10 protein-coding genes are annotated in these 13,077 nt (G+C 65.9%); 2 read left to right on the top strand and 8 right to left on the bottom strand.

Annotation, left to right across the window (positions count from 1 at the left end):
* Positions 1–60 precede the first annotated feature (60 nt).
* Entirely contained in the window at positions 61–474 is a 414-nt protein-coding gene (locus C1878_RS02575) for a response regulator transcription factor (RefSeq protein ID WP_114600156.1), read from the top strand.
* A gap of 203 nt (positions 475–677) precedes the next feature.
* On the opposite strand, the gene C1878_RS02580 is transcribed toward C1878_RS02575, so the two are convergent.
* From C1878_RS02580 to C1878_RS02610, 7 genes are all read right to left on the bottom strand, one after another.
* Complete coding sequence (locus C1878_RS02580; protein WP_158539672.1) at positions 678–1,868, bottom strand: nitrate/nitrite transporter; 1,191 nt, start codon at positions 1,866–1,868, stop codon at positions 678–680.
* A 299-nt stretch (positions 1,869–2,167) separates the two neighbouring features.
* The gene (locus C1878_RS02585) at positions 2,168–4,741 is read right to left on the bottom strand and encodes a LuxR C-terminal-related transcriptional regulator (protein ID WP_147272890.1); all 2,574 of its coding nucleotides are present in this window, start codon (positions 4,739–4,741) and stop codon (positions 2,168–2,170) included.
* A gap of 190 nt (positions 4,742–4,931) precedes the next feature.
* Positions 4,932–5,174: a hypothetical protein gene (locus C1878_RS02590; protein ID WP_114600159.1), complete on the bottom strand. Its 243-nt coding sequence runs from the start codon at positions 5,172–5,174 to the stop codon at positions 4,932–4,934.
* 9 nt (positions 5,175–5,183) lie between these two features.
* Entirely contained in the window at positions 5,184–5,621 is a 438-nt protein-coding gene (locus tag C1878_RS02595) for a peptidylprolyl isomerase (RefSeq protein WP_158539674.1), read from the bottom strand.
* An 81-nt stretch (positions 5,622–5,702) separates the two neighbouring features.
* Entirely contained in the window at positions 5,703–6,203 is a 501-nt protein-coding gene (locus tag C1878_RS02600) for an oxidoreductase (protein ID WP_114600161.1), read from the bottom strand.
* Complete coding sequence (locus C1878_RS02605; RefSeq protein ID WP_199519273.1) at positions 6,203–8,566, bottom strand: molybdopterin-dependent oxidoreductase; 2,364 nt, start codon at positions 8,564–8,566, stop codon at positions 6,203–6,205. Before C1878_RS02605 ends, C1878_RS02600 begins: the two co-directional genes overlap by 1 nt.
* A gap of 294 nt (positions 8,567–8,860) precedes the next feature.
* Complete coding sequence (locus C1878_RS02610) at positions 8,861–10,939, bottom strand: YgiQ family radical SAM protein (protein ID WP_114600162.1); 2,079 nt, start codon at positions 10,937–10,939, stop codon at positions 8,861–8,863.
* Positions 10,940–11,148: 209 nt separating this feature from the next.
* On the opposite strand from C1878_RS02610, the gene C1878_RS02615 reads away from it, so the two are divergent.
* Positions 11,149–12,042 carry a DUF5996 family protein gene (locus tag C1878_RS02615; protein ID WP_114600163.1) on the top strand — a complete coding sequence of 298 codons (894 nt, stop codon included), beginning with the start codon at positions 11,149–11,151 and terminating at the stop codon, positions 12,040–12,042.
* A gap of 13 nt (positions 12,043–12,055) precedes the next feature.
* On the opposite strand, the gene C1878_RS02620 is transcribed toward C1878_RS02615, so the two are convergent.
* Positions 12,056–12,976, bottom strand: coding sequence for a diacylglycerol kinase family protein (locus C1878_RS02620; protein ID WP_114600164.1), 921 nt, complete (start codon positions 12,974–12,976; stop codon positions 12,056–12,058).
* Positions 12,977–13,077 lie beyond the last annotated feature (101 nt).

Here is a 13,077-nt window from a genome sequence, read left to right on the forward strand (position 1 = left end):
GCACACGCGGGTCGTCTGCGCTTTCGGCATCAACAATTCGCCATCTCCAAGGAGGCTCCCATGTTCGTTTTGGAATTGATGCTGCTTGCTTCCTGCATTGCACTAGCCCTGCTCTGCTACAAAGCAACAAGGACGCTTGACGCGATAAGGCGAAACGTCGAAGACATCGCGCTCGCGTTCCGCACTGAACCCGACGAAGAGGCCCCTCGTGCGGAGAGCTTTACGGAGGAGTCAGAATCCCTCGTGCTCCTCAAGGACGCCTGCCGCGATATCGCGCGTTCGTTCGCCCTCTCGAAGCGAGAGGAGGAGGTGCTGTCCTATTTCGCACGGGGGAAGAGCAACATAGCCATTGCGGAAGAGCTCCATATTGGAAGCGCCACCGTCAAGACCCACTCCTTCAACATATACCAGAAGCTGGGGATTCACTCGCGTGACGAGCTCATAAGCATCGTGGAGGAGCGGCTGAACAAGTAGGCGCGTTCGAGGCCGACCAAGCCGCCGGCCGGACGCGCCCTGGCGCCACGGGCCCCAATGCGCTTGCCCGATCGAAGATCCGCAATGCCGTGCGTCGAGCTTTTGGGACGCAAGACCGAAGGACTCCGGCAGGCGGGCAGGCCCTTGCAAGGCCAAACCCTCCCGTCGGAGTCCTTCGCTGCAGCGAGAACCTCTCGCGTTCCCTACTTCAACTTTCCGCGCAAGCCGAAGATCACGGCCAGAAGGCCGATGGCGAAGCACGGAACCAGCACGCACCAGCCGGCCATTGTGTAGCCCACGGCGTTGATGACGTTGCCCATGAACATCGAGCCGAGGAACATGCCCGTGCTCTGGCTGCAGGCGAGCGCCGCCGTGGCCCCGGAGATGAGATGGGAGGGCACGACCTCGGAGCTGGACGCCCACAGCATGGCCGCCACGCCGCCGCCCGTGAAACCGTTGAGGACGATGACGAGAACGTACACGCGCAGGTCGGTGACCCAGAACACGAGCAAGCCGAACAGCACGGCGCTGGCCATGCAGAATATCAGCACCTTGCGCCGCGACCCTATGGCGTCGGAAATCTTGCCGGCGATGGGGCTGAAGCACGCTCCCCAGATAGCGCCCGCGCTGACCAGGGCGGTGCCCACCATCAGCGGCGCGTCGATGCTGGTGGTCACGTAGGACGAAAGGAAGCCCTGGCTCGCGATGAACGCCCCCTCCTCGACGAAGAACACGAAGGCGAGCACCCACACGACCTTGTTGCTGAACAGCTCCTTGTACGAGAACTTCACTTCGCCGGCCTTCTCGGCCGCATCGATGTAGGGCTCCGACGGATCACGGTAGATCACCAGGAACAAGACGAGCACGATAACGTCGAAAACGAGGAGGAACTGCCAGACGCTCAGATAGCTCCCCGTGGCCTCGGCGATGGCCGCGTCGAGCATCGGGGTTATGGCGTTGGCCGCAGCGACCCACATGCCCCACACGCCCAAGGGCAGGCCTCGCCGCCCCTTGGGGAACCACGGCGTGATGGCGGTGACGCCGATGACGCCCATGAGGCCGAAGCCCGCGCCCTCCACGATTCGAGACGCCATGAGCACCATGACCGAAGTGCCCGAAAGCAAGCCGATCAGGTTGCCGACGACGGCACAGGCCATGGCGATGACGACGGAGCTTCTAACGCCGATCCGGCGCACGAACGATGCCGCGGGGAACGCGATAAGCGCTCCCAGGATGTAGAACACCCCGTTGACCCATCCGAGGATATCCGGTCCGAACCCGTAAGACTCCATGACCAGAGGCGCCAACCACATGGTCTTGCCCATGTTCGCCGGCATGCAGAAACCCGCGAGGAACACCACCGCGACGACCGCCCAGGCACGGCCCGATGTCATGTTCCCTTTCTTAGAAGACCCTTGAATTGCTTCAGGCATGACGCAATCACCCCTTGTTTCATGTTGGTCGATTGCGGCGGGGCTCCCCTTTTGCAGCATTCGCCTGAACGCACTCGTCGTGGCGGGCGAGCCCGCCTGCCCCAGGAGACGCCTCTGGAAATTCCCCGATCCGCACGCGCTTTCCCCAAGCGCTGGCACCATGATAGAAAGTCCCGCCCCCCGGAAGCAGACCCACCCCGTAGGATTTTACGGGGTGGGAACGGGTGATATGAGGGTGATATTCGTACGGTCGAACAGGCCTACTCGTCGCCTCCCATGCCGCCGTACTCGCGCTCGCTGGCCTTGTACGCCTCGGAGCGCGTGCGAACGCCCAGTTTGGAGTAGATGTTCTTCAAATGCGACTTCACCGTGTTCTGGGATATCCCGAACGACACGGCTATCTCTCCGCGCGACATGCCGGAGTTCAGCTTGTGCAGGATCTCGCGCTCGCGCTCGGTCAGCGCGTAATAGCCCTGCACGCCGCCGCTCTTCAGGGCGATGCTCTCGTCGAGCTCGACCTCGCCCCCGAACAAAAGCAAGGCCTCCTTGGCGTAGGCGCGCACCGCGAAAGATATCTTGCGCCCGACGACCAGCTTCAGCAGCAGCTCGCGCACGCAGGTTTTCCCCTCGAGGAAAACGCTCATGTAGTCGTTCTGCATGGCCAGCTCGAGCGCTTGGTTGAGGTCGACCATGGCCCGCGTCTCGTCGCCCTCCTCGGCGCGATACGAACTGCGCAAGATGAAGAACTGCGCGAGCAGGTACGCGCTGCCGCTTCCCGCCACGCGCCCCTGGTTCGCATCGAGCAGCGCGAGGCACTCCTCCCGCCGGTCGAGGGCCCACAGCACGCGCGCCTTCGCGAACACGCACGGCAGGGAGCGGAACAGGTCGGGATCGTCGAGGAACCCGTCTATCGCGCGCTCGCTCGACCGAGCGGCCGACATCTCGCCGAACTCCACGGCCAGCGCCGCCTTCAGGGCATGCGCCCGCATGCCCATGTTGCGGGGCACGCACTTCCCGTCGATGAAATCGACCAGGTCGGTCATGACGCCCAGCGCCTCGATGCCGTTGCCCCGCACGCGCTCCATACGCGCGCGCACCAGGCAGACGTCGACGTACATGTCGACGTTGGCGCTGCGCGACACGCTTTGCAGGGCTCGCTCCATCAGCTCGGCCGCCTCTTCCAGCTCGTGCCGCTCGACGCGTATGGAGGCCTGCACGGCCAGGAAGGCCCCATGCAAGGGAGCGCTCTGACGCACCGACGCCAACGCCTTGCAGGCGGTGGTCTCGGCCCCTTCGAAATCGCCCAGGCTGAGGTAATACTGTGCCAGCAGGTACAGGTCGAACAGCTTGTAGAACGAGCTGTCGGCCCGCTCGGCCAGGGAATACGCCTTCAGGTACAGGTCGCGCGCCTGCTTCACCTGGCCCAGGCGCTCGCAGTTCTCTCCCTCCATGTGCATGAGCAGGCACTGGAACTGGCGCGGGACGGAAACGGAGCCTTCTCCTAGAAGCTCGCGAATGATGGCGAGCGAACCGGCGCTGTCGCCCTCGAGCGCCAGGCACAGCGCTCCGATGAACCGGGAAGCCGTTTTCGCGCCCTCGTCTTCCCCCAGATCGAGGGCGACGGCCACCCAGCCTCTGGCCTCGCCCACCAGCCCCGCCGAAAGGCAGTCCCATGCCGCGACCCAAGCGAGGTAGGGGTCGGTCTCGAACTCCGCCGCGGGGCGGGCGAGCAAATGCTCGACGAGGCTTTCCTGCGCATCGTCGCGGACAAGCCCTACGGAGCTGGCGATGGTCCCTTCCGCGTAGTACGGATCGCAGGTGATGGCCAGGCATCTGGCATGATCGCACGTCCGCCCGCGCTCGGCGAACCACTCTCCGGCCCTGCTGGCAAGCTTCTCTATCTGGCTTCGATGCAGGCAGAGGAGCTTACTTTGCAGGTAATCGCGAAACAACGGCGCGTAGCGCCACACGCGCCCTTCGGCGCGGTAGTTCACGAACAGGTTTTTCGCCTCCAACTGCTCGAGCATGACGACGGCGTCGTTGCGGCCGGTCACATGGTTGCACAGCTCGGGGTCCAGATCCTCGAGAAGCGAGGTCTCGATGACGAACTCGCAGGTCGCGGCATCCAAGCGCGCCATGACCTCCCTTTCGAAGAAGCGTCTGCAGTATCCTTGCACCCGACGCCGCATATCCTGCGGGGTTCGCGCGCGCTTGCGGGCCAGCCCGGCGAACACGAGCAGCAGCGGCCAGCGGCCGCCCTCCTCCACCAAGGCCCGATAATCGCCCTCCTCCAATCCCGGAAGAAGCGCCGACGCCAACGCGCGGAAGCGACCGTCGTCGAACAGCATGTCGGCGGCGCCGAATTCGATGACCGGGGAGTCGAGCAGCAGATCGTCGATTCGAGGGGACAGGTACCTGCCCGCCACCACGAAGCGCACGTTGGAGCCCATGTTGCGGTTCAGGAACACCAGCGTTTCGTCGAAATCGACCGACAAGGCGGTGTCGTAGGCATCCAGAAACACCACGTAGTCCGTTTCGGGCGGACACGCCTCGTCGGCGAGGTTGACGAACTCCACGGCCAGCGCCTCGACCCCCGACACGAGCGCTTCGGCTTCCGCCAAGCGGGCGAACCGTCCATCGACGTCGGCGAAGCAATAGGCGAGCGACTGAAGGAACCGATCGGCGCGCGCGTCGTGGGCGTCGAGCGTAACCCAGAGCGGCACCGTCGAATCGCACTCTCGGAACATGCGGAACCACTGCGCCAGCAGCGCGGTCTTCCCGTAACCGGCCGGGGCGGAAAGCAGGCACGCGCGCCACGTCGACGCGTCCCTCACCCGTTCGGTGATCGCCTTTTCGTCTACGTACGGCAACGGAGCGGAGGGCGCTTGGAACTTCCTTTTCAAGAAACCGTCCGGCACCTTGCGATCAGACGCATTCGGAACCGATTCAAACCGCATCGCACATCCCCCGTTCCGCCACTCGGACACGCCGTCTATTATACGGGGCCTTGCCGCATCCGTTCAATCAAGCTTCCCGATCATGTTTGCTCTCGACTTGGAACACGCCGGGCAGCTCGCTTGCCGCGGACGACTGGCCGGGAGGGGCCAGCACGGCCCGCCCGCATTCCAAGCACGTGCCCGAGAACAGGTCCACCCGCCCGCCGCACGAGGCGCAGCGGGCGGAGTTGTTGCGAGCGACCAGGTTGTTCGTACGGTCGAACTTCCCGCAGCTGTTGCATGCGGGGCCGCGGCAGGGAAAGCAGTTCACCGCCGCGCCTTAATCGACGATCTTTTCGACCTTCAACCAGTATTCCAGCGTCTTGCCGGCGAAAGGATGGTTGAAGTCGACGCGCACGGCATGCTCGTGAGCCTCGACGACGCGCACGGGAATAGGCAGGCCGGAAGCGGGGTTCTTCCATTGGAACACGTCGCCCTCCTCGAGTTCGGCGCCGAACGAGAACATCGTGCGCGGGTAGGTCTGCAGGCCGTCGGGATCGTAGGCGCCGTATGCCTCCTCGGGAGGGACGCGCACCACGCGCTCCTCCCCCGGAGCCATTTCGCTCAACGCGTCCTCGATGCCGGGGACCACGCTCCCCGCGCCAAGGACGATCTTCACCGGGTCGCCCTGCGAGCGATCGTCGGTTGCCGGCTCGCCCGCCACGCCGCCGCGATAGCGGACGTACGCGCACGCGCCGAATCGCTGGTTGTTCCTCATCGGATGCTCCTTGCCTCGAGGACGGCCGGCATGACCGACGAAAGCGGTCGAAGCCATGCCGGCCAATGATAGGTCTCGCAGTTACTCAACCAGGCCCAGCTCGAAGTGGTCGTCGTCGGAACGGCGATGCGCCGCCGTCGACCATGCGTCGTTGGACTCGATCTCAACCGGCGCCGCCACCTCCGCGGGCCTGTTCTTCTTCGTGGCCACGAACTCGCCCTTGGCTTCGAGCGGCTTGTACTGCGGCACCCAGAGCACTTGCTTGCCCTTCGCCGCCGCCTTCTTAGCCAAGTCCTCGATCCGTCCGTACGTGATGACGTTCGCCAGGCAATGGTGCACGCACATGGGCTCGCGCCCCTTGCCCGTGCGGTCGGCGCACAGGTCGCACAGGTCGGTCGGCACCGGCACGTAGTTGTAGTTGAACACCCCCTTGCCGTCTTCGATCTCCCAAGGACCCTCCTCGAGCACGTGGATGCCCCATTTCCCCACGGGATAGCCGTGCTCTTCCTTGCAGGTCACCTCGCACGACTGGCAGCCCGTGCAGTATTCGTAGTCGATCAGCAGTCCTACTTGAGCTTCCATTACTGGTCCTCCCTCTTGAACTTGTTCCAAACGAGGTCCATATCGGTGTCCAGGCACTCGTCGATGGGTTTCACGTTGCACAGCAGGCACTTGAACGGCGCGCCGAAGCCCAGCTTGCCGAAGTGGAAGTTCGGCACCAGGTTGTTCACGTTCGACCGGAAGTTGCCGTAGAGGTTGGGCTCGCTCCCCTCCTCCTCGGGGAACCACCAGGCGTGCTGCGCGTGGATGGTCTGCTCGTCCACGGTTTCGGTCAGTTTCGCCTTCTGCTTGCAGCTGCCGAACTGGTTCCACAGCTCGACCCACTGGCCGTTGGCGATGCCCAGCTTCTTGGCCGTCCTCGGGTTGATCTCCACGATGGGGTCGGGGTTCAACTCGCGGCAGAACGGGATCTGGCGGTTCTCGGAATGGAAGAACGCGTAGGGGCGCGCGCCGGTCGTCAGCACGAACGGGTACTCGCCCAAAAGCTCGGGCGTGGCGGCCGGGCTGTACTGGGGCTCCTCGTAATACGGCAGCGGATCGTCGTCGAACTGCTGGAAGATGGTCGAGTACAGCTCGATGCGGCCCGTCGGGGTGTTGAAGCCCACCTTGCCGTCGCCGCGCAAACGTCCGCACTCGTTCTTGCGGTAGAGCACCTCGTCTTGCACGTACACGCTCTTCGCCACGTCGCGGAAGTCGAACTTCTTGCTCAAGCGCAGGTGGTTGATGAAGTCGTCCACCGTCTCGTAGTCCTCCCACCAATGGGGGTTCAGGCGCTTGCCGATCTTGAAGCACGCCTCGGCGTCGGTGAGCGCCTCGCCCGTGCGGGTTGCCGCCTGCGAGAAGCCCTTGATGCCCATGGACGCGCCGTAATGCGTGAACGTGGTGCCGTCGCGCTCGGCGGAGGCGGCCAGCGGAAGGAACACGTCGCACGACGCCTGCGCCGAAGGGGTCATGAACGTGTCGATGGTGAAGCAGAACTCGAGCGACTTGAGGATGGCGTCATGCCAGCGCTTCGGTTCCGCCGACGTGCACGACATGAGGTTGTTTCCGCAGTACATTCCGAACTTGATGGGGTACGGCTCGCCCGTCTCCATCGCCTTCAGCATCATGTCGGCGTGCGCGTTCATGATGAGGTTGCAGTAGGCCGGGTACTCGGTGAGGCCCACCATCTTGCTCGCCAGGTCGCCGACGCCCTTCTCGAAGCCGAATCCAACCTCGTTCAGGCCCGTGGTCGCATCGCCCAAAAGGTTGCCGCCCGGCACGTCGATGTTGCCCGTGATGGCCATGAGGTCCAGGATGCACTGGCCGGCCTGCATGCCGTTGGCCTTCTGGTCGATGGCCAGGCCCCAGGAGATGCTGGCGGGCTTGGCTTGCGCGTACATGCGCGCCGCAGCGACGATCTTCTCTTCGGGGATGCCGCACACCTCCGCCGCCTTGGCGGGCGTCATGCCCTTCTCCGGATCGTTGACGCGCGCCTTCAGCTCGTCGAAGCCGTAGCACCAGCAATCGACGTACTGCTGGTCGTACAGGCCCTCGTTGATGATGACGTTGAGCATGGCCATGGCCAGCGCCGCGTCGGTGCCGGCGCGCAGGCGCAGGTGGATGTCGGCGCGGCTGGCGAGCCAGTTCATGCGCGGATCGACCATGATCAAGCGGGTGCCGCGGCGCATCATGTCCACGACGGCATGTCCGAACAGGCCGTCGCCGTTCGAGGAAAGCGGCATCTTGCCCCACATGATCAGGCACTCGGGCAGCTCGTAGGCCGGGTCGTCGAAGCGCTCCGGCAACGCGCAGGCGTAGTCGATCTCCGGATACGCGGCGCCTATGATGTAGCTGGAGGCGGCCAGGCGCGGGATGTAGCAGGCGTAGCCCGACTGCGTGTAGCAGTAGTTCGGGGTGCCCAGCATGACGCTGCCGTACGGGTTGAACGTGCCGCCCTCGCGCCCGGTTCCCGTGAAGCACACGCAGCTTTCGCGGCCGAACTCCTTGGTGATGCGGTCGTAGTTCTCCTGGATGATGTCCAGCGCCTCTTCCCAGGTGCAACGCTCCCACTTCTCGGCGTTGCCGCGGTCTTTCGGATCGCGCTTCATCGGATGGATGATGCGCGAGGGGTTGTACAGGTAGTCCATGAGCGTGATGCAGCGCACGCAAAGGCGGCCCTGCGTAACGGGATGGTTCTCGTCGCCTTCGACGCGCACGACCTTCTGGTTCTCATCGGTGTACACCTTCAGGCCGCACCCCGTCGGGTGGCAGCCCGGAGCGGACCACGGGGACAGGCGGGTGACGGTGAGCCCATCCTCCTCGTATCGCCACGGCTTGCCGAGGTCGTTCACGTCGGACAGCGTATCGAGCTTCACCGCAGGCGCGGCTTTCATCTCATCCATTGACCCCTACCTTTCTTCTCGTTTCAGCGAAACAACTCGTCTGTGGGGAAGCCGCAGCCGACGAGAACCGCGAGCTTCTGGAGAAGATTCTAAGAAGAGGGCCGGGGCGGGTCATGCCCCCTCGGGCGGGGTTATGGGGGTGAGAAGATGGGGTGAGATCAAAAAAGACGGGTGAGGCGACGTGTTTGCCCGACGTGCGCGAACCGCACGGGGCGCGCGCCGCGCGGTTCGTCTTTCTTCGACGGCATCGCGTCGGACGGGCGGCAGCCCGCCCCTGCGGATGCGTCCCGGCGGCTATCGCCGGCCTTTGCGCGGCTTGTCCGCTTGGCCGCGCGGGGCCGAGCCTTTCGCCTGCGAGCGTCCTGCCGGCCCCTTCGAGCCTTTTGACCCCCTGCGCGCGTCCATGCCCTTCTTGCCGCCCTTGCCGGCGGGCTTCGGCGCTACGGCCTTGCCGCTCCCCTTCTTCGGGGCGGAGCTCGACGAGGCGCCGCGCGACGCCCTGCCGTCGGCTTTCCGCAGCGTGGAGGAGCTCGACGCCTTGCCGCGCGCGCCCTTGGCGTCCGAGGCGGCCTTCTCGGGGCGCACGAGGCACTTCGGACCGTAGCCCACCAGGTCCATGCGGCCGGCCTTGCGCAGCGCCTCGAGCACGAGAGGTCGGTTCTTCGGATCGCGATACTGGATGAGGGCGCGCTGGAGCGCCTTCTCGCGCGGGGATTTCGGCACGTAGACGGGCTGCATGGTGCGCGGGTCCACGCCGGTGTAGTACATGGCCGTGGACATGGTGGACGGCGTGGGGTAGAAGTCCTGAACCTGCTCGGGGTTGTAGCCCAAATCGCGGCAGTACTCGGCCAGCTCTACCGCCTCGTCGAGCGTGGAGCCGGGGTGCGACGACATGAGGTAGGGCACGAGGTACTGCTTCTTGCCCAGCTCGTCGTTCACCTGCTCGTAGCGCTTCGCGAAGCGCTGGTACACCAGGTTGCGCGGCTTGCCCATGTGGGCGAGCACGGCGTCGGACACGTGCTCGGGCGCCACCTTCAGCTGGCCGCTCACGTGGTGCTCGCAGAGCTCGCGGACGAACTCGTCGCCGTGCTTCTTGTCGGCCATCACGTAGTCGAAGCGGATGCCCGAGCGCACGAACACCTTCTTCACGCCGGGCAGCTTGCGCAGGCGGCGCAGGAGCTTCAGGTAGTCAGCGTGGTCGGCCTCGAGGCGCTTGCACGGGTCGGGGAACAGGCAGCGCTGGTGCGGGCACGCGCCCGCCTTGAGCTGCTTGGAGCAGGCGGGGGCGCGAAAGTTCGCCGTGGGGCCGCCCACGTCGTGGATGTAGCCCTTGAAGTCGGGTTCGGCCGCGATGAGCTCGGCCTCGGCCACGAGCGAGTCGTGGCTGCGCGTCTGCACGATGCGCCCCTGGTGGAACGTGAGCGCGCAGAACGAGCATTCGCCGAAGCAGCCGCGGTTGCTGGTCAGGCTGAACCTCACTTCCTTGATGGCGGGCACGCCGCCGGCCTGCTCGTACATGGGATGGCACGTGCGCGCGTAGGGCAGGCGGTAGACGGCGTCCATCTCCTCTTGGGACAGGGGCGCCGACGGCGGGTTCTGCACGACGAACTCGTGGTCGGAGTACGGCTCCACCAAGCGCTTGCCGGTGAAGGGGTCGCTGTTGGCGTACTGCACGGCGAACGAGCGCGCGTAGGCCAGCTTGTCGGCCTGCATCTCGGGGTACGACGGCAGCGTCTCCGCGTCGTAGACGTGCTCGAGGGAACTCGCCCGATAGACCGTGCCGTCGATGAACGTGATGTCGTCGATGGAGAGCCCGGCGGCGAGCGCGTCGGCGATCTCCACGATGGAATGCTCCCCCATGCCGTAGGACACGAGGTCGGCGCCGGAATCAAGCAGGATGGAGCGCTTGAGCTTGTCGGACCAGTAGTCGTAGTGCGCAAGCCGCCGCAGGCTGGCCTCGATGCCGCCCAACACGATGGGCGTGCTCTTGAACGTGCGGCGTATGAGGTTGGAGTACACGACGGCCGCATGGTTCGGCCGCAGGTTCGCCGCGCCGCCCGGCGAGTACGCGTCCTCGCGACGGCGCTTGCGGGCCACGGTGTAGTGGTTCACCATGGAGTCCATGTTGCCGGCCGACACGAGGAAGGCCAGCCGCGGCTCGCCGAGCGCGGCCACTGACGCCGGGTCGTTCCAGTCGGGCTGGGCGATGACGCCCACCTTGTAGCCGTGCGCCTCGAGCAGGCGCGTGATGATGGCCATGCCGAACGAGGGGTGGTCGACGTACGCGTCGCCCGACACGAACGCGAAGTCGACCTGGTCCCAGCCCCGCTCGACCATGTCTTGGCGGTTGACCGGGAGGAATTGTGCGCTCATGGGACTCCTTGTCGGCGCGCACGGGGGCGCGGCATCGATTCGATTACCCCGCCATCCTAGCGGAAATGCGAGGCGTCCGCCACCCGCGTAACCCCTTCCCCACGACCCGATGACGCCTTCGGGCCATCGTCGCAGGCGGACGGGGACACCGCTAGACTGTATCGGTCGAAATCCCCACAACCCCCGACCCCGACCGCAAGGAGAAGGCCATGCACCTGCAAACGTACAGCCAATGGCGCGAGACGTGCATCGCGCTGCACATGGTGGCCCAGATGATGGGAAAAGTGAAGCTGGAACTCATGGAGCCGCAGCCCGAGTGGGGCCATGTGCTGCTCGACGCCACGCCCGACGGGTTCGCCACCGGGTTCGTGCCGCACGGCGCGGGCGGGTTCGAGATCCAGCTGCGTCTGGACGAACCGGAAATGAGGACCGTGTCCACGTCCGGCCAGGAAGCCTCCTTCCCCTTGGAAAGCGGGGCCTCCGTCGCCGACTACTACGAGCGGTTCACGCTCATGCTCGAAGCCGCAGGGCACACGGTGCCCATCTACCCGGTTCCGCAGGAGATGTTCACGCAAGAACCCTTCTACGCGCTCACCGAACCGCTCGCCTTCGACGCGCGGGCCGCGAGGCGCTACTTCGAGCAGTGCCTGTTCGCGCGAGGCGCCCTGACGGACTTCTCGTCGGGCTTTCGCGGGAAGAAGACGCCGCCGTCGCTGTTCTGGGGCACGCTCGACATGACCTGCGTGCTGTTCTCGGGCAAGCCCTGCCCCTTCCCCGCCGACGGCGGCATCGTGGAGCGCGTGGCGTTCGACGAGCAGTTCGCCGAGTTCGGCTTCTGGCCGGGCGACGAGAAGGCCGACGACCCCGCGTTCTTCGTGCTGGCCTACCCCTTCCTCGAGGGGCCCATGCCCGACGTGGCCGTTCCCGGCGCGTACTACGACCCCGCGAGCGCCGAGTACTTCCTGAAGCTGGAGGACGTGCTGCGCGCCGACGACCCGCATGCCGCCGTCGTGCGGTTCTGCCGCGAGGCGTTCGTGAACATCGCCGCGCGCCAGCGTTGGGAGCGCTTCGACTGGCTCACCAGGCCGCTGCTGGTGCCGTAGCGGAGCGCGCCCCTCAGCAGGGCACGAGCACGTCGAGCGCGTGCGGAACGACGTCGACGGCGTACTCGTCGGCCACGAGCGGCTCGCCGTCGATCTGCACGGGAGGGCGCTCGTCGAACCGCACGCTGAGCGTGCGGACGCGGCGCAGCTCTATCTGCTCGAAGCCCGTGTGGCGGCCCCCTTTCGCCAGCAGGAACACGAGCACGGCCCGGCCCAAACCGAACGGCGGATGCGCGATGCACACGTCGAGCAGACCGTCGTCGATGCGCGCGTCGGGGCAGATGCGGAAGCCGCCGCCGTAGGTGGAACCCACCTGCACGGCGAACGTGAACGATTCGCCGTCGACGGGCGCGCCGCCGTCGAACGAGGCCGTGTAGCGGCGGCGGTCCAGGTGGTGCAGCAGCTGGTCCATGCCGCTGGCCAGATAGAGGGCCGTGCCGGTCTTGCCCGTGCGCTTGCGCCGCTCCACCGTGTCGAGCGCGATGGCCGCGTCCACGCCGAACGAAAGCGTTTCCACGAAGAACTCCCCGTTGCACCGACCCACGTCGGCAGGTTGCTTTGACGCCGCGAGCAGCTGGGCCGCGGCCTCGTCCACCGAGCGGGCCGACATGCCCAGCGTGCGCGCGTAGTCGTTGCCCGAGCCAACGGGCACGATGCCGAACGCCGGCCTATCCTCCCGCGGCAGGCGCATGAGCCCGTTCGCCGCCTCGTGGATGACGCCGTCGCCGCCGAGGGCGAGCACCGTGTCGTACGAACCCGCGCCCGCCGCCAGGTCGACCGCCCGCCCGGGCGCCTCGGTGAGCGCCACGTCGAGCGCGCCGTGGCCCAGAGCGGCGCCCAAGAGCTCGCCGGCGCGCCGCGCCGCGGCGGCCCCGTTGCCGTTCTGCGCCGTGGGGTTGGCTATGAGCAGCGTCTTTCCCAATGGGGTTGGCATGGCGGTCCTTTCGCTTCGCTCGACGGCGTCCGCGTTCTCGAGAAAGGGGCGGAGATCGCTGTGCGGATCGGCGTAATTATACCGTCTTATACCGCCCGGCA

The organism is Gordonibacter sp. 28C (assembly GCF_003339845.1).
Taxonomy (GTDB): Bacteria; Actinomycetota; Coriobacteriia; order Coriobacteriales; family Eggerthellaceae; genus Gordonibacter.